The 250-nt window shown below is 31.6% G+C and carries 1 protein-coding gene; it reads left to right on the forward strand.

The annotated features are described in order from the left end of the window. Window positions 1-244 (forward strand): hypothetical protein (locus Q5762_RS39175; protein WP_315897090.1); only part of this gene is annotated, 244 nt, incomplete at its 5' end. Between the last annotated feature and the right edge of the window lie 6 nt (window positions 245-250).

Below are 250 nucleotides of genomic sequence, written 5' to 3' on the forward strand. Positions count from 1 at the left end.
TATAAGTGTTGATGAAAGTTTTAAGCCGGTAATTCAGGAGCAGATTAAAGTATATGAAGCTTCTTATCCCGGTACCAAAATCATCGCTGCTTATAAACCGGAAGTAGAATGTTTTAGAGATTTGCTGAAAGACAGTACCCGAATGATTATTACAGCAAGAGGTTTAAAAGAAAATGAAACAAAATATTTTGAAAGTACATTATCTTTCAAATCATTAATAGTATACACACTGTCTTTTGCATGAATGTTT

Source organism: Streptomyces sp. P9(2023), assembly GCF_032436795.1.
GTDB lineage: Bacteria > Actinomycetota > Actinomycetes > Streptomycetales > Streptomycetaceae > Streptomyces.